This is a genomic window from Peribacillus sp. V2I11 (genome assembly GCF_030817135.1).
GTDB lineage: Bacteria > Bacillota > Bacilli > Bacillales > DSM-1321 > Peribacillus > Peribacillus simplex.
This window is the reverse complement of record NZ_JAUSYW010000001.1, coordinates 2,515,392-2,537,546: the sequence shown is the minus strand read 5'-3', so window position 1 is coordinate 2,537,546 and position 22,155 is coordinate 2,515,392. Positions and strand designations below refer to the sequence as shown.

Sequence of the window (22,155 nt, the reverse complement as noted above, 5' to 3'; positions counted from 1 at the left end):
ACTACCTACGTATGTTTTGCATAAAATAATCTATCATAATGACAAAGTAAACTGTCATTAATCCCACAACCACGCAGACCACTTGAAACTCATCAGGATATCTCAATGCAATAATTGCAGCTAAACCCGCTACAGACATTCTAGTTAAACTACCAAGGGAGCGCGTTTTCTTACCTTCGGCAACCTCTTGAGCGAACTTTTTGTTTTTTTTGACCATTGACCAGAATATAAATAGGCTGAAGGCAGTTCCAAGCAATAATCCTTGGAAGACTGAATCATGTGAAGTGAAGCCCACCCCAAGTACATAAATACCCATTAAATACAACATGTATTTTAGCTGCCTATTGAACATTTTTTCCAATTCTAGCATTTTGTCATGTAATCTCCCTAGAAATATTGTAGTATCTGTGTTTAGCTAGGAGAATTTGCCCGTAACAAGTCCAAATAGAAAGTCAAAAACTCACTTCTATTTGACACGTTATTAACGTATGAAACCCCTCTCATTTTACATCCTTAGTTAGCATACAATAGGCAAGAATCAATGTCAATGAGTGGTTAGTGAAATTTGTCACAGGTTTGTAATTATTAACGAATTGTTCACAAATTATCTTTTTTATACTATTGACATCCTTTTTATTTTACATATTGTCCTCTGTTCACTCAATAAGTAACGTCTTTTCTATCCGATCTTCCCTTCCGCCCCTTCTCGCAAAGATTATCGCTTTATACACTCCTTTGGGCGGCAAGTTCTTTTTCAATACATCTTTTTTGATCAAACCGGCAGGTGCCGATCTCGACCAATCCAAATATCCAGCGAATTTCAAGCTATCTTCCTCATAAAGGGCAATACCGAATTCTTCAGCCCCACGCGGAAGGTACATCTCGTACCGATATGTGCCTTCCTTGTCCCCTTGACCAAAATCAAATCCCATTATCCTTGGATAATCAGGCTCTTCTTTTACATATAAATAAGGAAGGGATATTCTTTTGGTTCCTTCCATTATAATGAGGTATCCATCAAAGACTCCCTTTTTAAGCACGGATGGGTTGACCTGCAGTCCCACTTTTATCCGTTTCTTTTCCTTTGGATTCAAAGTAAGGGATTTTGGTAATTCCCAAGTCAGTCCCGTCTCTTTTAATGGAACCATGAAAGAATACTTCCTCCTTTTCGTTCCGGTATTTTCTATGACTATCGTTTCATGATGCTCTTCAATTCCTTCTTTTTTTGTATACATCCCAAAGGACAATGAGCTTGGATTCAAGAGGGTGTCCGCCTTTAGGGCTTCATCGACCTGGATGCGTCCAGCCCCCTGCTCATATGTGTGGTACAATTGGTTTGCAGATTTCCTCAATGGCTTGGAAGTGCTCATCAATGCAGATTTCACTTGATCAGGAGTCCATTCCGGGTGTTTTTGCAAGATTAAGGCGCATGCTCCTGCAACATGCGGTGCGGACATACTTGTTCCATCCAGGGACATATATCCTTTAGGAATGGTGCTTTCAATTTCCACTCCCGGCGCCAATATGTCAGGCTTTATTCCCCATGATACGGTTACCGGTCCCCTGGAGCTAAAATCTGCGAGCCTATCCTGCTCGTTCTTATAAACAAATTGAACGGTTTTGCTCTGCCCTTGCTCCATGATTTGCTTAAGCTGCAATCCATCTCTTCTATTAATAGAAGCAGCTGGGATGCTCATTTCTTTTTCCAGGCTTCCAGTAAAGGTCCCGCTCGTATTATTATAAACAATTACCCCTTTAGCACCGGCCTTTTCTGCATTGGATACTTTCTGCTGAAAGGTAAGAGTGCCACGTTCCATCAAAACAATCTTATCCCGAACATGTTTCAGTTCCTTTTCATTACCCAGTCCCCCATATATGACATCCTCGGAAAACGTCAGGTTCCATTTTTTAGAGCCTTGAAATAAGGTTAAATGCGATCGGTATTTTTTCGATCCAAGGCCGTACATCATATACGGAACCCTTAAGGGAGGAGTCGATGCCCCAACGGAAATCGCTTTTTCCGCTGTTCCGGGTGAGCCGACAGTCCATACAGCCGGACCGGAATTCCCGTTGGATGTCACGGCAACTATGCCGCTTTCCACAGCCTTATTCAACGCAAGGGAGATAGGTAAATCAGGGCCATTGACGTTATTACCAAGAGAGAGGTTCAATACATCCACCTTGTCCTTCATGGCTGACTCAATAGCTGTCAAGACTTGATCTGTATCTCCTGCACCACCTGGTCCCAAAGCTCTATATGCGTAAATCTCCGCTTCTGGTGCAACGCCTTTCATTTTTCCATTGGCTGCAATGATGCCTGCCACATGAGTACCATGTAATGTATCAAGTTCGCCTTGATTTTTGGTTTCCATCGGATCTTCATCACCATCAACAAGATCCTTCCCTCCTTTATAAGCACGTTGCAAATCTGGATGTGTATAATCGATGCCCGTATCGATTATTCCTACTTTTACCCCTTTCCCGGTGATCCGGTGATTCTCTTTATCAAAGAAACCCCTGACCCTGCCTCCTCCTATGTATGGGACACTTTTATCCAACACGGCTTGATAAACGGATACTTCCGTTACAGCCTGAATTTCATCCTCCTTTTTAAGTTGTTCTATCTCATTCATTTTCCCATGAAGGGAAAATCCATTCAGGGCAACTGAATAAACATTCCGTAATTGAAGGGATGGATACTTTTCAAGCAGTTTTTCGATCCTTTTCCGTTGAAACGCCTTATCCATCGTAACAACAACCGTTACTTCCTTAGATTCAGATAGTTTTGGTAAAGGCGGCAGAATGACGGATGCCAATCCCTTTTCATTTTGATAAATAAATATAAAAATGAAAACAAACACCATGAACGTTTTCTTTCCCAACATAATCATCCCCTTAGCAGTTATCTTTTCTCAACAACCTTGGAGTATGCAAATAAAAAAAGGAAAAGCGCGTGGCTTTTCCCTTTTTATGAGTCAAATCTAGTTGGTGGCATGTTCACTTGCTTAAAATAGTAACGGATGGCTTCAGCTATGCGGACCGAAGCATTTCCGTCCCCATATGGATTTGAAGCTTTGGACATTTTTTCGTGCACCTCTTGATCGGTGAGCAATTCATGTGCCAAATTATATATGGTTTGTTCATCGGTACCAGCCAATCTTAAGGTTCCAGCAGCAATCCCCTCAGGACGTTCGGTCGTATCCCTTAAAACTAGGACAGGTACACCAAGTGACGGTGCTTCTTCCTGGATTCCTCCAGAATCAGTCAAAATCAGAAAGGCTCTTGAAGCGAAGTTATGGAAATCCAATACATCAAGCGGTTCGATCAAATGAACCCGAGGATCGTCCCCGAGAATTTCGTTTGCCAATTCCTGAACAAGCGGATTTAAATGGACTGGATATACCACCTGAACGTCATCATGTTCAGCAATGATTCTCTTTACGGCCCTGAAGATATTCCTCATGGGTTCCCCTAGATTTTCCCTGCGATGGGCGGTAAGCAGAATGAGCCTGTCTTCTCCAAGTCCATTTAATACCGGATGGGAATACGTGGACCGTACAGTCGTTTTTAAAGCATCGGTTGCCGTATTTCCCGTTACGAATATATTATCCTTCTTGTTTTCGTTTAGCAGATTCTCCTCCGCTTTTGATGTCGGCGCAAAATGCAAATCCGCCATCGTACCGGTAAGCTGTCGATTCATCTCTTCCGGATAGGGGGAATACTTATTCCATGTGCGCAGCCCCGCTTCTACATGCCCAATGACAATTTGATTATAAAAAGCTGCCAGACTTGCGACAAACGTTGTGGTTGTATCACCGTGTACAAGAACAATATCAGGTTTAGCTTCCTTCATTACGGAATCAAGACCATTTAATGCTCTTGTTGTAATGTCAGCAAGCGTTTGCCTTTCCTTCATTATGTCCAAGTCATAGTCCGGCTGTATGGAAAATAGTTCGAGAACTTGATCTAACATTTGGCGATGCTGAGCCGTAACAGCAACGATTGGCTTGAAATATTCTGGGTGTTTTTGAAATTCGAGTACTAAGGGAGCCATTTTGACAGCTTCTGGTCTCGTCCCGAAAATGGTCATGACTTTTATCGGTTTGTTCATTCGTGACACCTCAGTTTCTTTCTTATTTTGTGCCGAATAAACGATCTCCTGCGTCTCCAAGGCCTGGAACGATATAACCGTGTTCATTCAGTTTTTCGTCAAGACCTGCAATATAAATATCAACATCAGGATGGGCTTCTTTTAATGCTTCCACACCCTCTGGAGCTGCAATCAAACACATGAATTTAATATTGACTGCACCGCGCTTTTTAATGGAATGGATCGCTTCGATGGCTGAACCGCCAGTGGCTAACATCGGGTCAACGACAATACATTCCCTTTCTGCCAAATCACTTGGCATTTTCGCATAATATTCAACCGGTTTCAATGTTTCAGGATCACGGTAAAGACCAACATGTCCGACCTTTGCGGCAGGAATCAGCTTAATGATTCCGTCCACCATCCCTATGCCTGCACGTAAAATCGGAACGATCCCCACTTTTTTACCAGAAAGCATTTTCACTTTCGCTGTGCTTACAGGCGTTTGGATTTCCACCTCTTCCAACGGCATATCCCTCGTGATTTCAAATGCCATCAATGATGCAACTTCATCCACTAGCTCCCGGAATTCTTTTGTTCCTGTATTTATATCACGTATATAGGCTAATTTGTGTTGAATTAACGGGTGGTCAAAAACATAAACTTTTCCCATTTAGCATCTCTCCAATTCCATTGCTTAGTTTTGCGCTCTTTTATGATTTCCCTAATCGAATAGAAAAATTTTCGTGTCTTTTAAAATTCACTTCAACCTATTTTACAGAAAAATGTTTCAATCTTCAATAAAGGTTTAGATTTCAGACCTATTTTCACTATTCGGATTCTTCTAACACGATGACCTTCATAAGGCACAAAAAAAACCGCTCCCTTTAAAAGGGAGCGGCTCCGATATTACAATGAAGGATATAATTCAAATTTGTTCGCTAATGATTCAACACGCTGTTTTGCTTCTTCAAGTTTAGCTGCATCTTCATTATTTTTCAAAACAAGTCCGATGATTGCAGCTATTTCATCCATGTCTTCCAATCCGAAGCCACGTGAAGTCACTGCCGCAGTCCCAATACGAATACCGCTGGTAACGAATGGTTTTTCCGGGTCATAAGGAATCGCATTTTTGTTCACGGTAATACCGATTTCATCCAAAACATGCTCTGCGATTTTTCCCGTTAATCCAGTAGAGCGCACATCAAGAAGAATCAAGTGATTGTCCGTTCCATCAGAAACAAGGGTGAACCCTTCTTTCTTCAAACCTTCGCCCAAACGTTTAGCATTGTCGATGATTTGTTGTGCATACACTTTAAAGTCAGCTTGAAGCGCTTCGCCGAATGCAACAGCCTTAGCGGATATAACATGCATCAATGGACCGCCTTGAATTCCAGGGAAGATGGATTTATCGATCTTCTTACCGAATTCTTCTTTACAGATGATCATCCCGCCGCGTGGTCCGCGAAGTGTTTTATGAGTAGTAGTCGTTACAAAGTCAGCATAAGGAATTGGACTTTGATGTAATCCAGCCGCAACTAAACCTGCAATATGCGCCATATCGACCATTAAATAAGCCCCGACTTCATCTGCAATTTCACGGAATCGCTTGAAGTCAATTTCCCGTGGATATGCACTTGCACCCGCTACGATCAATTTCGGTTTGTGCTGACGCGCTTTTTCCAATACATCATTGTAATCGATACGGTGATCTTTTTCGTCTACACCATATTCAACAAAATTGTAGTTAACGCCACTGAAGTTAACTGGACTTCCATGTGTTAAGTGACCACCATGCGAAAGGTTCATCCCAAGCACTGTGTCACCAGTTTGAAGCACTGTAAAGTAAACGGCCATATTGGCTTGAGCTCCAGAGTGAGGCTGTACGTTCACATACTCCCCTCCAAAAATTTCTTTCGCACGCTCACGTGCTAGATCTTCAACGATGTCTACATACTCACATCCGCCATAGTAACGTTTTCCAGGGTATCCTTCTGCATACTTATTAGTCAAGACCGACCCTTGCGCTTCCATGACAGCTTCACTCACGAAGTTTTCAGAAGCAATAAGCTCAATTTTACTTCTTTGACGCCCTAATTCCAGTTGAATTGCGTTAAACACTTGCTCATCTTGCTTTGCTAAACGATTCATTCCGTAATTCCTCCTCAAATTGTGCGTGATTCGCTTTTTAGTATTTATGTGCAACATGCTTTCAAAAAAGCATGAAAAAGCCTTACCAATAATTATTACAAAATTCTACTCCATTTTAACATGTCTAATTTAGAAGTGATAGTCTAATTTTATCGAACATTAAATGTTTTTTCATTTAAAAACGTTCGTATTTAACATTGAAATTATGATAAACAGCTCTTTCACCCTATATTTCATGAGCGAAATCACCATTCCATTAGCACTACAAAGTAAAGATTTTTCTTGTGAACCTTATCTTAAGCTTTACGATTTTGCTCGCATTTAATCAAAAAACAGCATTCCCCATCCGAGAAATGCTGTATCACTTACCCATTAAGTACAACCCTTGTTTTCAGAGATGTCCTGATAAACGGCCCGCTCCCCGCCAATCAGTTTCGGGCGGGTCTTTGCCATGGTCACATGTGCATGTCCTATTTCTTTAATGGCAGAGCGAATTGGAACCGCCACATGCTTCAGGTGCATGCCAATGAAGGTGTCCCCAATGTCCATCCCCGCATCCGCTTTGATATGTTCAACGACGACAGCATCTTTCCATTGCCGATAGGCGTAAGTCGCCATCGATCCCCCAGCTGTTCTTACAGGTACAACCGAAACTTCTTCATAATCATATCGAACCGCGGTTTCCCTTTGCAAAACCAGGGCCCTGTTTAGATGCTCACAACATTGATATGCAACCTGAACACCCGTTTTTTCTTGAAAATCCCTAACTACGGAAAAAATCATCCCCGCAACATCGAGCGTCCCTTCAGTACCGATCCTTTTCCCGATCACTTCACTTGTACTGCAGCCGATTACCAGTAGCTGTTTCTCTTTTAAAGCTGTCTGTTCTTGAAACTCATGTAATAGTTCCCGAAACTGGTTTTCCCATATCTCAAGCTCATTTGAAAATGTAGCATCACTTGTCATGAAAACGCATCCTTTCAATAAGAAAACTTGTTATCGGAAAAAAAGAGGGGTCTCTCTAGATCCTTTTCAAAAACCATAAGAATTAGCTGTGCTTACCTTCATACTCCGCGATCTTACCGATCCTGTTCTGATGACGCCCGCCTTCAAATTCCGAAGTCAGCCATGTTTGTGCAATTTCCCTGGCAAGACCCGGGCCAATGACTCGTTCCCCCATCGCTAACATATTGGTATCATTATGCTGGCGGGTCAATTTCGCACTATAGACATCATGAACCAATGCACATCGTATTCCTTTGACCTTATTAGCAGCAATGCTCATTCCGATTCCAGTTCCACAGATTAAGATTCCCCGATCGAACTCACCCCTTGCCACTTTTTCAGCAACCGGCAAGGCATAATCAGGATAATCCACCGATGTACTGCATTCACAGCCAAAGTCCTCAAATGGAATCTGTAACTCATTCAATAAATTCTTTATTTCTTCACGGATATGTATACCACCATGATCCGAAGCAATCGCAACTTTCATCATAATCCTCCTCTAGCTTTTTCATTTGATTTTATTGTGTCACAAAATTATGAAAAGATAAAGGATGTCCACCCTTTTTCCCCGCAAAGAAGCAGGAAACCAACTCGGGTTTCCTGCTGTAAAAATGTCAAATGTGAAAGCGGGTACTGGTCCCGTTCAACTTTTCCGCTTTCACTTTAAGTTCCATTGCCGATTTTTCGACATTTTCCATGACTATGCTTGTTCACTTATCGTAGCCGTCACTTCTTCCGCTCCAGCAGATGTTTTTTCTGCGATAGCAGCCACTTCTTGGGACTGCCTTGATCCTAACACTTTGCATTTGACGGTCAACAAGCTTAGTAATATCTTTTACTGCAGCGACCACATTATGTACCCTGTTTATTCTTTAAGCCTTTTGACTAATTCTTCTATTAATTCCTGCAGCTCCCTGAACGTTTCCCGATAAATGCCTTCAGAACCGCCAAACGGATCTATTATGTCTCTATCATATTTATCGTCAATAATGAATTCTTTTAAAGTAAAAGTCTTATCGATCATTTGAGGGTATGCACGGGTAATGACCGATTTATGCCCTTCCGTCATGGTGAAAATATGAGTCGCCCACTCCATTTCCTTTTCGGATAAAGGCGTTGAATGATGATTATGCACTATGTCATTTTCAACCAATACATTTTTGGCATGCATCGAAGCATCCTGGCCTGATGAAGCATACACGCCTGCGGACTTCACTTCAACACCCGCAATATTTTTATTTTTCAATATCGCTTCTGCCATCGGGCTTCTGCATGTGTTACCTGTACATACAAATAATACTCGGATCATTTTTAACGCCTCCTTTTTTATTCATTATAAGCTATCGCCCGTTTATTATAGATAAAAAAAATCACTCTCATTATATCCGAAGAAAAATAAAAAACCGCCCCGTTAATCGGAACAGTTGAGGAAGGAATATGTATTCAAGTTGATCAAAAATTGAACAATAATTTCAATCCAAACGCACACAGGATGCTTCCGCCAAGAATCTCACTATACACGCCAAGCAAACCCTGCATTTTTCGACCCAGCAAAAGCCCTGCCCACGTTAATAGAGTGGCAGCAAACCCAAAACAAAGAACGGTTAATATCGTTTTTGCACCGTAAATCCCCAATGTTAACCCTACCGAGAAGCTATCCAGGCTTACCCCTAAAGCAAAAATGAATAGACCTTTCCCGACAGGAGCCAGCATCTTATTTTCCATGGCACCAACTCCATCCTTTTTACCAGGGATAAACATCTGTATACCAAGAATGATCAACAATAGACCGCCGGCATATGTAGCAAAGGTCCCGAATTTTTCTGAAATGAAACGGCCTGCCCCCATTCCAAGCAAGGGCATCCAAATATGAAAAATTCCTACTGTCAGCCCTATAAAAAGTATTTGCCTCAACCTTAGCCTAAACATTCCCATTCCAAGGCCGACTGAAAAGGCATCCATTCCCAAAGCGAATGCCATTAGCAATAAGGTGATGATTTCTCCAGCAAATGTATTCATTCCAATCCCCCTCGGACGTGCCTACTACATGTTATGCATGTCCGAAAAGAAATAGAAGGATAAATCAGTCCTTATTACACATGTTCCTTGATGATTTGATGACCTGCAGCCTTCTCAAGCCGGTTCATGACCGCAGCTCCTATTCCATTGTCAGGAAACATTTCACTAAAAATGACATCGACCTTCAGCTCGTCAAACTGTCTTAAAGCATCATATAAGCCTGTCGCAACAGTATGTAAATCCGCTAATGAACCCGGGACAACCACATAATCCGCCTTATAATCCTGTTGATGTTCATAAGCCGTTATGATGCCCACCTTTAACCCGTCACTTCTTTTTTCATCCACAAGCTTCTGAAGGAAAGCTTGATTACCCTTGACTAAATATAGAGGGGCCTTCGGAGCATAGTGGGTATATTTCATGCCCGGGGCTTTTGGCGCCGTTTCCTGATTCTTCAAAGCGACATCTTGTCTGACTTCCCCTATTACCGCTTCCAGCTGTTCCAGGGTCACCCCGCCAGGCCTTAAAATAACAGGGACTTCCACAGTGCAATCAAGTACCGTGGATTCTACGCCCACACCCGTAGTCCCGCCATCGACTATGCCTGCAATCCGGCCCATCAAGTCATCTTCAACATGTTTTGCTGAAGTGGGGCTTGGTTTCCCAGAAGTATTTGCACTTGGAGCCGCAATGGGTAAATCACTTGCACGAATAAGGCCGAGGGCAACCTGATGATCTGGCATCCTGACAGCGACCGTGTCCAATCCAGCTGTCACAAGATTTGATAGTTGGCCCGGTTTTCGTTTCATGATCAAAGTCAAAGGACCCGGCCAAAATTCTGCCATCAACAACCGGGCCTGTTCAGGAATCTCTTCTACTATATCTGACAACTGGTCATCGGAGGCTATATGAACGATTAAAGGATTATCACTCGGACGCCCCTTTGCTTCGAACACTTTTTTGACCGCCTCGTCATTTTTGGCATTCGCACCTAGTCCATAAACGGTCTCTGTAGGAAAAGCAACCACTTGATTAGCCTTTAATAATTCAGCTGATTGTGTAATTTGGGGATAACTTTGTAAATTATCCACATTTTCATCCACTGACCAAATTTTCGTTTTCATCTTGAACACCATCGCCTTTTAACATTTCTTATTTTATATAATCGCTTTATATGAACGATATTTTCAACTTATCGTACTAATTTCACTTAAAAGATACTTTGAAAGTATAAAAGAAGTATACACATAATTCAAGTGTTATCCACAAATTGGGGATAACTATATCGAATCCGTGGATAAGTTTGTGGATATTAATGATTAATGACAGACTTTTTTGATTTTTTGTTAATAACCCTGTGGATATGTTTTCAAAATTGTCTGATTTTAAAAAAAGAGGGCAGCTGCCCCCTTTTTAAAATAGATCATTGAAGATTTCTGCAAACAAGGACTTCACTTCCACCTCAGGCTCCTTTTCCCCTTCATATAATTGTTGACCTTGTTCATTGGATGCCGCAAGTTCAACCTTGTTTTCTTCAACATTCCCTTCAATGACTTCCTCTGTCACTTGTTCCTTATCTTTTACTTCTGTCACTTCTTCTTTTGCCTCTGGCTCTACAACCTCTTCTTTTACCGTTTCTTCCGGTACTTCCTCTTTTACGCTCTCCTCGATTACCTCTTCTTCAACTACTTCCTCTGCAACAGGTTCACTCTCTTCATTCGTTGCAGCATACGCCGTCCTTTCCGAAGTCAAAGATCCTTCACCTTCATCCTCAACAATCGGACTTTGACTTACAGCAGTCCCATTTGAAAAATCCAAGAAACACAATGGGGGAAATAACACACACCACCAATTAGCGCCTTCCCCTTCACCAAGTGTGATAATCACGGCTTCATAATCCCCTGCCGGATATAAATACTGCCCGTAGAGTTTTGTCGGAAATTCCGCTTGTCCAAAATCCACTTTTACTGACTGCTCCAAACCCTGTTCCTTAATAACTGCCTCAGCCGTCGCCTGGATATCCGGTAGATGGGAAGTGATCACATCCCTCGCTTCATCCAAAGAAGTAAGCTCCTCGACCCACTTTGTGATATCTTTATTTACCTCATCCCTAATCAGCCGTTTAACCGCTTGATCCTCTTCTGCATCACTATTAGCGAGTATCCGCAGACGAATCGCCTCATCCGGGATTACCTTCGTATCTTCTGCACCAACCATCTCCGCTTTAGGCATATATATACTTACGATCGTTCCTATAGTTAAGATTAATAGATAAATAATGGCTAAATGTTTAGTTTTCATCGCCTTCGCCCCCTCACATGAATTAGTCTCACCATTTTCCAGCTATCTTAAACTAGTAAAAATAAAAAAAGTTGATAGCTGGAAAAATAGATTTCAGAGAATAATGAGGGTTGTATCCCTTAAAAAATCCGTCTCACATAAGGGAGACGGATCATTTTAATACAGCAAAGACCATTCGATCTTTCTCATTAATGTCATTCACAATGGATACTTCCGCGGCAGGAAAGGTTCGCTTCAATAAATCGGCAACCGCCTTACCCTGTCCAGCGCCCACTTCAAAACCGATCAGCCCAGGCACCTTTATGATCAGAGGTAACTGCTCCATAAAGCGGCGGTAAAAATCCAGCCCATCGATACCGGCAAATAATGCACGATGTGGTTCATGACCCGTTACGACTACTGACATGGATTTATGATCAGCATCTGGTATATATGGCGGATTCGATAAAAGGATGTCCACCTGCTGGTTTATCTTTATGAAAGGCTGAAGCAAGTCACCTTGCATGAACTGCACTTCGGCACCGAGTGATTCGGCATTTTTCCTCGCCACCTCAAGCGAAGGTTCCGCTATATCCGTGGCCGTCACCAACAAGTTTGATTTTTCAAGTTTCATCGTTATGGCGATTGCACCGCTGCCTGTCCCTATATCAGCTAAACGGAGCTTCTGTCCCTCCATAAAGATGGCCGGGAGTTTACGTAATGTATAATAAATCAATTCTTCTGTTTCAGGTCTCGGTATAAGCACTTCTTCATTCACAAAGAAGGTCCGTCCATAAAAATCTTCACTGCCGATTATATATTGGATGGGCGTTCCATCAGCATGCATCTCAATAGCCGCCTTAAATTTCCCAAAATCGGCTTCACTAAGCTCCTCATGAAGGTTGGCCAGCATTTGCGAGCGAGTTTGTTTTAAAAAATGCTGTAACAGGATTTCCCCAGCATTGGCATCACGATCATTTTCCTTTAAAAAAGAAGAAGCCCATTTAAGGGCTTCAAACACTTTCACGGCAGAATTACTCATCGGCATTTTCCAGCCTTGAAGATTGGTCTTCCATGATTAATGCATCAACGACTTCATCCAGTTTACCTTCCATGATTTGATCCAGCTTTTGAATCGTTAAACCAATACGGTGGTCGGTAACGCGGTTTTGCGGGAAGTTATAAGTTCGAATCCTTTCGGATCGATCGCCCGTTCCAACAGCAAGCTTCCTATTTTGATCATATTCCGCCTGTACTTCACGATGGATTTTATCGTACACCCTGGCACGCAAAACCTTCATTGCTTTTTCTTTGTTCTTGATTTGTGATTTTTCATCTTGACAAGATACAACCGTATTAGTCGGGATATGAGTCAAGCGCACCGCTGACATTGTCGTATTGACACTTTGCCCTCCAGGACCGCTTGATGCAAAGGTATCGACACGAACATCCTTATCATGGATTTCAACTTCCACTTCCTCAGCTTCGGGTAAAACGGCAACCGTCGCTGTAGATGTATGAATCCGTCCGCCTGATTCAGTTTCAGGTACTCGTTGAACGCGGTGTGCTCCATTTTCGAACTTCAATTTTGAATATGCGCCATTGCCATTAATCATAAATATGATTTCCTTGTAGCCACCCAGCCCTGTAGGACTTGCTTCAATGACTTCAGTCCGCCAACCCTGCACCTCAGCAAAACGGCTATACATTCGGTATAGACTACCTGCAAATAAGGCCGCCTCATCTCCGCCTGCCGCTCCGCGGATCTCCATGATTACGTTTTTATCATCGTTAGGGTCTTTCGGAATAAGCAATATTTTCAGTTTATCCTCAAGGCCTTGTATGGTCTCATCAAGTTCATTGATCTCTTCTTTTACCATTTCACGCATATCCGCATCAAGTTTCTCCTCCAGCATCGCCTTCGCTTCCTGGAGTTGCTCACGAACCGCTTTATATTCTTTATAAGTCGATGCGGTCTCTTGAATGCTGGATTGCTCCTTAGAATATTCCCTTAGCTTCTTAGAGTCATTAATGATCTCCGGGTCACTTAATAGTTCATTCAATCTTTCATATCTATCTTCTACTGCTTGCAATCGATCAAACAAATTATTCACCTCATAAATTTTCCAAAACATCTGAAACGAATTGGAAGTAATCCATCTTTTCTAACTATAAATAAGTAGTTCAGTGCCCCAGCTCAGTTCACTTCTAGGTTAATTATAGTATAGGTGAATAATCAACGTCAAAGAGGATTCAAAAATGTCGTTATTTCTTTAATTTTACATCTATATTATATTGAGGAACAGCCCTGTTTATAATGCCTTGTATTCGCTGCATTTCCTCATTTCTTTCTTTTTCCGTCTTGATTTTGCCTTTATCATGGACCGTAACATGTATGGTATTTCCATTAAACCAAACGGAGCCCGCCTCATAATCGGTTTCCGATTCTATGGCTCCTCGGATATCATCAATTTGCTGCCCCATGGATGGTGAATTATTGGATGTATGATGCGGTGTATTGAGGATTTGATCCGATGGACGTTCCGCTTCATTGTCCCAATCATTATTGGATACACGTTTTAAACCATTGCCAACAAAATCCCTGCCATCCCGGGATTGATCCCCATATTCCGAATCATTATTTATTGCATTGTCATTTTGACCGCATGCAGTTAGTGCAGCAAGCAAAACGGCCGTCATAATAAGCAGTTTCGATTTCATATTTTTTCCCTCCATTTTGACTGGTTAAGAAGAACATTTCCTCGTTAGCCTACCCAAAATGGGGCGATATTTATCTTTTATTTCCCTTCCATGTATTGGTCATACCACCTGAATAACTCCAGCAGTTTTTCCACCCTTATTATAATTCCCAGCATTTCTTCATAAAAAAGCACCCTACGATCTCATTGGATCATAGGGCACCATCATTCAAATATGTTCTTTAATCCCAACAGCCAGCTTACCCGGAACTTCGTGATGATGGCGACAGCGGGGCTCGTATGATTCCGATGCACCCACAAGGATGATCGGCTCATCATAGGAGGCAGGCTCCCCATCTATCAAGCGCTGTGTCCTGCTCGCAGGTGATCCGCACACTTCACACACAGCCTGCAGCTTGGTCACCGATTCTGCAAGCGATAATAGAACAGGCATAGGACCGAATGGTTCACCTCTGAAATCTTGATCGAGTCCAGCCATAATCACTCGATAACCGCTGTCCGCAAGATGCTGGGCAACCCCGATAATTTCATGATCAAAAAATTGCACCTCATCTATTGCAACGATATCCAGGGGCTTGTCCAAATACTTAAAAATATCCGTTGAATGGGTAATCGGTTTTGCCATCACAGAAGAGCCATTGTGTGATACGACAGCCTCTTCCGCATAGCGATTATCAATAGCTGGTTTAAATACAGCTATTTGCTCTTTAGCAAATTGAGCACGGCTGACTCGTTTAATCAATTCCTCAGATTTACCTGAAAACATGCTTCCGCAAATAAGCTCGATCCAGCCTGTTTGTTTCATTACATACATGGAAACAGCTACTCCCTTCCACCTGTCGATCCCTTGGCCATAATTGAAGTCGACCCGGCTTTATATAAATTCTTACTTGTTTATGGAAAAGAAAAAACAGGCAAGAAGAATACTTGCCTGTTTTTTAAAAAGTCCGGCTTATTTAATACCGTATTTTTTGTTGAAACGATCAACACGTCCGCCAGCTTCAGCGAATTTTTGACGACCAGTATAGAATGGATGGCACTCTGAACAAGTCTCAACTTTGATCTCTTCTTTAACTGAACCAGTTTCAAAAGTGTTTCCGCAAGAGCAAATTACTTTTGAAAGCTTATAATTTGGATGAATTCCAGTTTTCATTCTTTTCAGCTCCTTATGCCCTGAATCATTCGAAACAGAGTTATATACTTCAAGTTGAGGGAAAAACCCTCACATTTATTGTAAAAACACATGAACTCATTATAACAACTTAAGACTAGTTGTGCAACTGTTTGTTTCTTACAGGGTTTAAGAACGTTTTACGCCCGCTGGCCCCTTTTTCATTTCTGACATTTCTTCATCCAGTTTACTGAAAAATTCTTCATTACCTTTTGTCTGTTTTAGACGGCGAAGGAATTTCTCCGAGAAATCAGGTGAATCTGACATCGTTTTCCTAATGGCCCATAGTTTATCCAGGCGATCTTTCGGAATTAACAATTCTTCTTTACGAGTGCCTGAGCGACGAATATCAATTGCCGGGAAGATGCGTCTTTCGGCAAGGGCACGATCTAAATGCAGCTCCATATTGCCCGTACCTTTAAATTCTTCATAAATGACATCGTCCATTCTCGAACCCGTATCTACCAAAGCTGTAGCAAGGATCGTCAGGCTGCCGCCTTCCTCGATATTCCTCGCCGCACCGAAAAAGCGTTTTGGACGGTGGAATGCAGCAGGGTCAATACCCCCTGATAGTGTACGCCCGCTCGGCGGAATGACAAGGTTATAAGCACGGGCAAGTCGAGTGATGCTGTCCATTAAAATGATGACATCCCGTTTATGCTCCACAAGGCGCATGGCTCGTTCTAACACCAGCTCAGCCACCTTGATATGGTTTTCCGGCACTTCATCGAAAGTTGAACTTACCACGTCTCCTGCAACGGAACGTTCAATGTCTGTCACTTCTTCCGGGCGTTCATCGATCAACAGCACAATCAATTCCGATTCGGGATGGTTTGTGGTTATCGCATTGGCAATTTCTTTGATGAGCATCGTTTTACCGGCTTTTGGCGGTGCGACAATCAGACCACGCTGTCCAAAACCGACCGGTGCCAGAACATCCATAATCCTGGTTGATAAGTTCTTCGGTGTCGTTTCCAGTTTAATTTGCCTGTTTGGATACAGCGGTGTTAAACCTGGAAAGTGGACACGTTCTTTAGCTGATTCCGGATTATCGCCATTGACTGCTTCAACATGCAGCAATCCATAATAGCGCTCATTTTCTTTTGGAGGCCTTACCTTACCGGACACTTTATCTCCATTTCGCAAATCGAATCTGCGGATCTGTGAAGCAGAAATATAAATATCCTCCGAGCTTGGAGAATAATTAATTGGACGCAGGAAACCGAAGCCCTCTGAAGGGATGATCTCTAAAACGCCCTCCATGAATAGGAGACCATCCTGCTCAGCTTGTGCTTTCAGGATAGCGAAAATAAGTTCCTTTTTTGAAAGTTTGCTGTAATAGGAAACTTTATATTCACGCGCGTGCTCATAGAGATCCTTTAGTTTCATGTTTTCTAAATTAGAAATAGTTAAATTCATTATGACACCACACTTTTATTAATTAAACGTTTTCACCCATACTGAAAAAGAAATGGTTTGTTAGATGGAAGAAAAACCGCAATCCATGTACCCGACCAGAGTTTTCTTAGAAAGGATGATACATTTTTACATGTAAAGAAGAAAATTATTTGAAGGCTTCTTGAAGTTTGGAGTGAAAGGGCAGATTTTAAATTATTAATAGTAGACCAAGCTTTATTTTACTTTTTTTATTTTAATTATTCAACTTAAATTTTTTAAAAGAGAAAGCGAGCGATGAAACCGCTCGCTTTTTAAAAGTGATTTTTCTAAAAAACGCTATCAGTCGATCAAACCATTCGGTTTAATTTTAAGACTGTGACGCCCATCAATGAATCGAACGGTACCAGATTTAGCACGCATGACTACGGATTGTGTTTCGCCGTAATGCCCTTTAAATTGTACACCGCGTAAAAGTTCTCCATCAGTCACACCTGTTGCAGCAAAAATTGCGTCATCTCCGCGAACAAGATCTTCCATTCTGAGGACTTTTCCTAATTCAAGGCCCATTTTCCCACAGCGTTCCACTTCTTCATCACTATGAGGCACCAGCTTACCTTGAATTTCCCCTCCAAGGCATTTCAAGGCAACGGCTGCAATAACTCCCTCTGGAGCTCCGCCAGATCCGAATAAGATATCAACCCCGGTAAGATCGAAGGCCGTATTTATGGCTCCTGCTACGTCTCCATCGTTGATCAACTTGATACGTGCCCCTGCCTCACGAAGTTCATGAATGATCTTCGAATGACGATCACGGTTCAATACTGTTGCAACCACGTCTTGGATATCTTTATTTTTTGCCTTGGCTACCGCTTTCAGGTTGTCCAACACGGAAGCATTGATATCAATCTGACCAACAGCCTCGGGTCCAACGGCTATTTTATCCATATACATATCCGGGGCATGAAGCAAGTTCCCCTTATCGGCTATCGCCAATACAGCCAATGCATTCCAGCCGCCAGATGCCACAATGTTCGTTCCTTCTAGAGGATCAACCGCAACATCCACTAGTGGCCCAAGACCAGTACCAAGTTTTTCGCCAATATAAAGCATTGGCGCTTCATCCATTTCCCCTTCACCGATTACAACCGTTCCTTGCATGGGAATAGTATTGAAAACATCACGCATTGCAGTTGTTGCTGCATCATCTGCTTCGTCTTTCTTTCCTCTTCCCATCCAACGAGCTGAATTCAGTGCCGCCGCCTCTGTTACGCGGACAAGCTCCATCGATAAACTTCTTTCCATTTCCGGTTCCCCCTCATGTACACTAGCATGATTTATTTATATATTAGTATAACACATTATATCATATATAGTAACACAATGAGGTAACAAGAAAAGGGATCAGCTTTTAAGCTGCTCCACTTCTTCTTGCGTCATTTCTTCACGCCAAATCGTCGCTCCCAAACCTGAAAGTTTTTCAACAAGATGGCTATAACCGCGGTCTATATGTTCAAGCCCGGTCACTTCTGTAATCCCTTCAGCCATTAAACCGGCAATTACCAAAGCTGCTCCGGCACGTAAATCGCTTGCCTTCACTTTTGCCCCATGAAGTTGGACAGGACCATCGACGATGCCTGCTCTGCCCTCGACTTTGATCTTCGCATTCATGCGTCGCAGTTCATCAATATGCTTAAATCGTGCCCCGTATATCGTATCGGTCACCATGCTAGAACCGCTTGCTTTTGTTAAAAGGGAAGTGAAAGGTTGCTGAAGATCTGTTGGGAATCCAGGGTAAACCAACGTCTTGATATCAACGGATTTATATTTTTCTCCCGGTGAGACAAATATCTGGTCATCACCCGTTTCAATATTAATCCCCATTTCCCTTAATTTGGCAGTCAACGACTCCAAATGCTGGGGAATGACATTATCGATCAGAATTCCTTCACCGACAGCAGCGGCTAAAATCATGAAAGTACCGGCTTCAATCCGATCCGGTATGATCGTATGCTTGCACCCATGCAAACTTTCCACACCATCAATACGAATGATATCCGTTCCAGCACCCTTTATTTTCGCTCCCATATTGGTCAACAATGTGGCAACATCGATGATTTCCGGTTCTTTCGCAGCGTTTTCAATCACAGTGCGGCCTTTGGCCAAAACAGCGGCAAGCATGATGTTGATCGTTGCCCCTACACTAACGACATCCAAATATATGCGTGCTCCCCGTAGCTCGTCCGCCCTAAGGTAAATGGCTCCTTGTTCATTCGTCACTTGTGCGCCTAGTGCTTCGAAGCCCTTAATATGCTGATCTATCGGACGGGGCCCTAAATGGCAGCCTCCAGGCAAGCCGATCACTGCCTTTTTGAATTTACCAAGCATTGCCCCCATTAAATAATAAGAGGCACGTAACTTCTTGACCCTTCCATTGGGAAGAGGCATTGAAATCATCCTGCTAGGGTTGACTGTCATTTCTCCTTCATCAAAGGATACCTCACCGCCAATTTCCTCCATTAACTCTTTAAGCATCTGTACATCCGAGATATCAGGCAGGCCTTCAATCGTTACGGGAGAGTCCGCTAAAATTGTTGCTGGAATAAGGGCAACCGCACTATTTTTTGCTCCGCTGACACGAATGCTTCCCTTTAGAGGGTAGCCACCGGCAATTTTAAGTTTTTCCATAATAAACTCCCTTCCACGCTAAGCACTTAGAAGCTACTTTCAAAAAGTAATATTTTACCACAAAGGAAATTGCATAATCCGACAACATTTACTATCTAGTTCTTTAGTTTACACAGAAGTGGAAAATTCATGTAAAAAAAGATGAAAATTTCTAATTTATGTTAATTTTATTAAAAAGGTGCAATCTATAGCGACTTAGCGGCAAGGCATTATGCTTCAGTGCGTGAATTCCAATCGTTCAAGAAAGCTTCAATCCCTTTATCCGTTAATGGGTGGTGGAATAATTGGATTAAAACTTTATAAGGGATCGTTGCAATATGTGCCCCTTTAAGAGCCGCCTCTGTAATATGCATAGGATGGCGGATGGAAGCTGCAATGATCTCAGCGTTGATATCATGGATCGCAAATATGTCAGCAATATCCGAAATTAAATCCAAACCATTTTGGCCGATGTCATCCAAGCGTCCTAAAAATGGAGATACATAAGTTGCTCCTGCCCTAGCTGCCAATAATGCTTGGTTGGCACTGAAAATAAGCGTGACATTTGTTTTGACACCTTGTTTTGTAAGTGCTGATACAGCCTTCAAGCCGTCCGGAGTCATTGGCACTTTAATCGTGATATTAGGTGCAATCGCAACGAGTTCCTTGGCTTCAGCCATCATTCCTTCAAAATCAAGCGCAATGACTTCAGCAGAAACGGATTCCTTAACAAGGCTTGTGATTTCTTTTAGCCGGTCATGGAAAGAAACTCCCTTTTCTCTTGCAACAAGGGACGGGTTAGTCGTAACACCTGCTAAAACGCCAAGTTCGTGCGCTTGTTTGATTTCTTCCATGTTTGCTGTATCTATAAAGAATTTCATAAAATATCCTCCGTATGTAATCGATTTTTTATTTCTCTATATGCCTCTGAATTCTAATTTTTCGAAATATAGATCCTGGATTCAGCCCTGCATCTAAAAGAAACCATTAGGGGGGAACCCCCCAATGGGAATATTGCCTTTATCATTATACGTTTGAAATTATGCTTTGCCGTTTGAACCGAATTCACGTATTTTGCCGATGACAGTTTCTTTAATAGCTTCACGGCCAGGAACCATGTATTTACGAGGATCGTACACTTCAGAATCGTTATTCAGAATTTCACGAACCGCTTTTGTGAACACAATTTGATTTTCCGTATTCACATTGATTTTTGATGTTCCAAGAGAAATCGCTTTTTGGATATCTTTCGTAGGGATGCCTGTACCGCCATGAAGAACAAGAGGTTTGTTCGTTAAGTCCCGTACTTCTTCCATTTCTTTATAGCCTAGGTTAGGTTCACCTTTGTATGGCCCGTGAACGGATCCCAAAGCTGGAGCAAAACAGTCGACATTCGTTTCTTTAACTAACTGTTCACATTCTTGAGGGTCAGCATATACGACTCCATCAGCGATTACATCATCTTCTTGTCCGCCAACCGTGCCCACTTCCGCTTCAACCGAAACATTCCGTGAGTGAGCGAATTCGACAACCTTCTTGGTTGTTTCGATATTTTCTTCGATCGGATGATGTGAAGCATCGATCATTACTGAAGTGAATCCGGCTTCGATAGCTTCCTTACATTTATCAAAACTTGAACCATGGTCAAGGTGAATGGCCACAGGAACAGTGATTTTCATGTCTTCCAACAATCCTTGAACCATCATGACAGTCGTTTTAAAACCACCCATATGACGGGCAGCACCTTCGGAAACACCAAGGATGACTGGAGATTTTTCTTGTTCTGCAGCAGCTAGAATAGCTTGAGTCCATTCAAGGTTATTGATATTGAATTGACCTACCGCATATTTTTCATCAAGGGCTTTATTCAGCATATCTTTCATAGAAACTAAAGGCATTTGATTTCCTCCTACTAGTGGATGTTATAATTTTTTAAGTTATTTCTTTCTAGATATTCCCTAAAACCAACGTAGCATACGCTTATAAATCAGAATATCTCTCCTCTTTTAGCATATCAATACATCAAAAAAACAGCAACAATTACACTATACCAAGCCTCAAATTTAATTCCAAAAAAACACGGCCCATCTAAAAAAAGATAGCCGCGGCAAGTTCTCCGTCAATAATATTAAATTTTCAAGACCGTTAACTTGATTGAATCGGCAAGTATTCACGAACGGCTTTTCTAATATCATCAATATCAAACGGCTTTGCAAAATGTGTCATTGCCCCTAAATCCTTTGCTTCTTGAATCATATCAAGTTCACCATATGCCGTCATGATTATGACCCGGATGTCCGGATCGACGACTTTCATCCTTTTCAAGATCTCAATGCCATCCATTCCCGGAATCTTCATATCCAGCAATACAAGATCAGGTGAATGATTATTTAGCACTTCCAAGGCTTGAATGCCATTAGCGGCTTGAAATGTTTCATACCCTTCTTTATGTAAAACCTCGTTCAATAAAATACGAATCCCGAATTGATCATCAACAATCAATATTTTCCCTGGCATTTTATCACCTCTCCCCTTCCCGATTCATCTATTAAATATATTAGCCTATTCGGCCATAGTACCCGAAAAAGGGTAGTTACATAGAAATTGCGTTAAATTACTTGGGTCTAACGCATTTATACCATTCATGATTTCTA

Annotated in this window: 22 protein-coding genes; all 22 read right to left on the bottom strand. The window is 42.1% G+C overall.

Going from position 1 to position 22,155, the window contains the following annotated elements; genetic code table 11:
- Nucleotide 1 precedes the first annotated feature (1 nt).
- The 22 genes from QFZ73_RS12255 to QFZ73_RS12150 all read right to left on the bottom strand — a co-directional run bounded on the left by QFZ73_RS12255 (nt 2) and on the right by QFZ73_RS12150 (nt 22,018).
- Nucleotides 2-370, bottom strand: coding sequence for an ATP synthase subunit I (locus QFZ73_RS12255; protein ID WP_063234155.1), 369 nt, complete (start codon nt 368-370; stop codon nt 2-4).
- A 286-nt stretch (nt 371-656) separates the two neighbouring features.
- Nucleotides 657-2,882, bottom strand: a complete 2,226-nt coding sequence (locus tag QFZ73_RS12250) for a S8 family serine peptidase (protein ID WP_307266384.1) — start codon at nt 2,880-2,882, stop codon at nt 657-659.
- A gap of 86 nt (nt 2,883-2,968) precedes the next feature.
- Complete coding sequence (gene wecB, locus QFZ73_RS12245; RefSeq protein ID WP_251426942.1) at nt 2,969-4,111, bottom strand: non-hydrolyzing UDP-N-acetylglucosamine 2-epimerase; 1,143 nt, start codon at nt 4,109-4,111, stop codon at nt 2,969-2,971.
- Between the two features lie 22 nt (nt 4,112-4,133).
- The gene (gene upp / locus QFZ73_RS12240) at nt 4,134-4,763 is read right to left on the bottom strand and encodes a uracil phosphoribosyltransferase (protein WP_034315825.1); all 630 of its coding nucleotides are present in this window, start codon (nt 4,761-4,763) and stop codon (nt 4,134-4,136) included.
- Between the two features lie 236 nt (nt 4,764-4,999).
- Complete coding sequence (locus QFZ73_RS12235) at nt 5,000-6,241, bottom strand: serine hydroxymethyltransferase (protein ID WP_063595710.1); 1,242 nt, start codon at nt 6,239-6,241, stop codon at nt 5,000-5,002.
- A gap of 372 nt (nt 6,242-6,613) precedes the next feature.
- A complete protein-coding gene (locus QFZ73_RS12230; protein ID WP_251426945.1) occupies nt 6,614-7,207 on the bottom strand; it encodes a TIGR01440 family protein in 594 nt (197 codons plus the stop codon).
- Nucleotides 7,208-7,289: 82 nt separating this feature from the next.
- Nucleotides 7,290-7,736: a ribose 5-phosphate isomerase B gene (gene rpiB, locus QFZ73_RS12225; RefSeq protein WP_034315832.1), complete on the bottom strand. Its 447-nt coding sequence runs from the start codon at nt 7,734-7,736 to the stop codon at nt 7,290-7,292.
- A gap of 378 nt (nt 7,737-8,114) precedes the next feature.
- Entirely contained in the window at nt 8,115-8,558 is a 444-nt protein-coding gene (locus tag QFZ73_RS12220; RefSeq protein WP_251426947.1) for a low molecular weight protein arginine phosphatase, read from the bottom strand.
- A 143-nt stretch (nt 8,559-8,701) separates the two neighbouring features.
- A complete protein-coding gene (locus QFZ73_RS12215) occupies nt 8,702-9,268 on the bottom strand; it encodes a manganese efflux pump MntP (protein ID WP_251426950.1) in 567 nt (188 codons plus the stop codon).
- Between the two features lie 74 nt (nt 9,269-9,342).
- Entirely contained in the window at nt 9,343-10,392 is a 1,050-nt protein-coding gene (locus QFZ73_RS12210) for an L-threonylcarbamoyladenylate synthase (RefSeq protein ID WP_307266366.1), read from the bottom strand.
- A 289-nt stretch (nt 10,393-10,681) separates the two neighbouring features.
- On the bottom strand, nt 10,682-11,569 hold the full coding sequence (gene spoIIR / locus QFZ73_RS12205; protein ID WP_307266364.1) for a stage II sporulation protein R: 888 nt from the start codon (nt 11,567-11,569) through the stop codon (nt 10,682-10,684).
- Between the two features lie 151 nt (nt 11,570-11,720).
- Nucleotides 11,721-12,590, bottom strand: a complete 870-nt coding sequence (prmC, locus tag QFZ73_RS12200) for a peptide chain release factor N(5)-glutamine methyltransferase (protein ID WP_307266360.1) — start codon at nt 12,588-12,590, stop codon at nt 11,721-11,723.
- Nucleotides 12,583-13,653, bottom strand: coding sequence for a peptide chain release factor 1 (prfA, locus tag QFZ73_RS12195; protein ID WP_207439292.1), 1,071 nt, complete (start codon nt 13,651-13,653; stop codon nt 12,583-12,585). The genes prmC and prfA overlap by 8 nt, the downstream gene beginning before the upstream one ends.
- Before the next feature lie 160 nt (nt 13,654-13,813).
- On the bottom strand, nt 13,814-14,269 hold the full coding sequence (locus QFZ73_RS12190; RefSeq protein WP_307266353.1) for a hypothetical protein: 456 nt from the start codon (nt 14,267-14,269) through the stop codon (nt 13,814-13,816).
- Between the two features lie 207 nt (nt 14,270-14,476).
- Entirely contained in the window at nt 14,477-15,082 is a 606-nt protein-coding gene (locus QFZ73_RS12185; RefSeq protein WP_307266350.1) for a thymidine kinase, read from the bottom strand.
- Nucleotides 15,083-15,220: 138 nt separating this feature from the next.
- Entirely contained in the window at nt 15,221-15,421 is a 201-nt protein-coding gene (gene rpmE, locus QFZ73_RS12180) for a 50S ribosomal protein L31 (protein ID WP_034315847.1), read from the bottom strand.
- A 147-nt stretch (nt 15,422-15,568) separates the two neighbouring features.
- Nucleotides 15,569-16,858, bottom strand: a complete 1,290-nt coding sequence (rho, locus tag QFZ73_RS12175) for a transcription termination factor Rho (protein ID WP_251426964.1) — start codon at nt 16,856-16,858, stop codon at nt 15,569-15,571.
- A 318-nt stretch (nt 16,859-17,176) separates the two neighbouring features.
- Complete coding sequence (glpX, locus tag QFZ73_RS12170) at nt 17,177-18,139, bottom strand: class II fructose-bisphosphatase (protein ID WP_133350945.1); 963 nt, start codon at nt 18,137-18,139, stop codon at nt 17,177-17,179.
- Nucleotides 18,140-18,238: 99 nt separating this feature from the next.
- Complete coding sequence (locus tag QFZ73_RS12165) at nt 18,239-19,522, bottom strand: UDP-N-acetylglucosamine 1-carboxyvinyltransferase (RefSeq protein ID WP_251426967.1); 1,284 nt, start codon at nt 19,520-19,522, stop codon at nt 18,239-18,241.
- A 209-nt stretch (nt 19,523-19,731) separates the two neighbouring features.
- Nucleotides 19,732-20,382, bottom strand: coding sequence for a fructose-6-phosphate aldolase (gene fsa, locus QFZ73_RS12160; protein WP_063234171.1), 651 nt, complete (start codon nt 20,380-20,382; stop codon nt 19,732-19,734).
- Between the two features lie 159 nt (nt 20,383-20,541).
- Entirely contained in the window at nt 20,542-21,399 is an 858-nt protein-coding gene (locus QFZ73_RS12155; RefSeq protein ID WP_251426969.1) for a class II fructose-bisphosphate aldolase, read from the bottom strand.
- A gap of 247 nt (nt 21,400-21,646) precedes the next feature.
- Nucleotides 21,647-22,018, bottom strand: a complete 372-nt coding sequence (locus tag QFZ73_RS12150; protein WP_034315860.1) for a response regulator — start codon at nt 22,016-22,018, stop codon at nt 21,647-21,649.
- Between the last annotated feature and the right edge of the window lie 137 nt (nt 22,019-22,155).

Excerpts from the sequence above, each read along its gene's own strand:
- QFZ73_RS12255 (WP_063234155.1), bottom strand. The coding sequence starts at position 370 with ATGCTAGAATTGGAAAAAATGTTCAATAGGCAGCTAAAATACATGTTG.
- wecB (WP_251426942.1), bottom strand. The coding sequence starts at position 4,111 with ATGAACAAACCGATAAAAGTCATGACCATTTTCGGGACGAGACCAGAA.
- upp (WP_034315825.1), bottom strand. The coding sequence starts at position 4,763 with ATGGGAAAAGTTTATGTTTTTGACCACCCGTTAATTCAACACAAATTA.
- QFZ73_RS12235 (WP_063595710.1), bottom strand. The coding sequence starts at position 6,241 with ATGAATCGTTTAGCAAAGCAAGATGAGCAAGTGTTTAACGCAATTCAA.
- QFZ73_RS12230 (WP_251426945.1), bottom strand. The coding sequence starts at position 7,207 with ATGACAAGTGATGCTACATTTTCAAATGAGCTTGAGATATGGGAAAAC.
- rpiB (WP_034315832.1), bottom strand. The coding sequence starts at position 7,736 with ATGAAAGTTGCGATTGCTTCGGATCATGGTGGTATACATATCCGTGAA.
- QFZ73_RS12220 (WP_251426947.1), bottom strand. The coding sequence starts at position 8,558 with ATGATCCGAGTATTATTTGTATGTACAGGTAACACATGCAGAAGCCCG.
- QFZ73_RS12215 (WP_251426950.1), bottom strand. The coding sequence starts at position 9,268 with ATGAATACATTTGCTGGAGAAATCATCACCTTATTGCTAATGGCATTC.
- QFZ73_RS12210 (WP_307266366.1), bottom strand. The coding sequence starts at position 10,392 with ATGAAAACGAAAATTTGGTCAGTGGATGAAAATGTGGATAATTTACAA.
- spoIIR (WP_307266364.1), bottom strand. The coding sequence starts at position 11,569 with ATGAAAACTAAACATTTAGCCATTATTTATCTATTAATCTTAACTATA.
- prmC (WP_307266360.1), bottom strand. The coding sequence starts at position 12,590 with ATGAGTAATTCTGCCGTGAAAGTGTTTGAAGCCCTTAAATGGGCTTCT.
- QFZ73_RS12190 (WP_307266353.1), bottom strand. The coding sequence starts at position 14,269 with ATGAAATCGAAACTGCTTATTATGACGGCCGTTTTGCTTGCTGCACTA.
- QFZ73_RS12185 (WP_307266350.1), bottom strand. The coding sequence starts at position 15,082 with ATGTATGTAATGAAACAAACAGGCTGGATCGAGCTTATTTGCGGAAGC.
- rpmE (WP_034315847.1), bottom strand. The coding sequence starts at position 15,421 with ATGAAAACTGGAATTCATCCAAATTATAAGCTTTCAAAAGTAATTTGC.
- rho (WP_251426964.1), bottom strand. The coding sequence starts at position 16,858 with ATGAATTTAACTATTTCTAATTTAGAAAACATGAAACTAAAGGATCTC.
- glpX (WP_133350945.1), bottom strand. The coding sequence starts at position 18,139 with ATGGAAAGAAGTTTATCGATGGAGCTTGTCCGCGTAACAGAGGCGGCG.
- QFZ73_RS12165 (WP_251426967.1), bottom strand. The coding sequence starts at position 19,522 with ATGGAAAAACTTAAAATTGCCGGTGGCTACCCTCTAAAGGGAAGCATT.
- fsa (WP_063234171.1), bottom strand. The coding sequence starts at position 20,382 with ATGAAATTCTTTATAGATACAGCAAACATGGAAGAAATCAAACAAGCG.
- QFZ73_RS12155 (WP_251426969.1), bottom strand. The coding sequence starts at position 21,399 with ATGCCTTTAGTTTCTATGAAAGATATGCTGAATAAAGCCCTTGATGAA.
- QFZ73_RS12150 (WP_034315860.1), bottom strand. The coding sequence starts at position 22,018 with ATGCCAGGGAAAATATTGATTGTTGATGATCAATTCGGGATTCGTATT.